The 264-nt window shown below is 61.4% G+C and carries 1 protein-coding gene; it reads left to right on the top strand.

The window, feature by feature from the left end; genetic code table 11:
- The coding region (locus FQ668_RS27625) for an immunoglobulin-like domain-containing protein (RefSeq protein ID WP_144180793.1) at positions 1–264 on the top strand (264 nt) is incomplete at both ends.

Genomic DNA, 264 nt, shown 5'->3' on the forward strand with positions numbered 1-264 from the left:
CTGCCGATCAACAACCACAGTGCATTGACCTTCACGCTGAGCGACGGCAAAACCGTCATCACCGTGCCGGCCAATGGCACCGTGGGTACTGCCACTGTCACTGCCCCGGACAACGTCTACGTCGGTAGCAACGACCCTGTCGTGATGTCGATCGCTACCGTTGAAGGTGCGGACGTTGGCAAGTTCGAACAGCTGACGCTGGACAAGACCCCGGTCAGCACGTCGGTCACCGACGAGCCGGGTACCCCAGGCAACGAAGGCGAC

The organism is Pseudomonas sp. Kh14, from assembly GCF_900291005.1.
Taxonomy (GTDB): Bacteria; Pseudomonadota; Gammaproteobacteria; order Pseudomonadales; family Pseudomonadaceae; genus Aquipseudomonas; species Aquipseudomonas alloputida.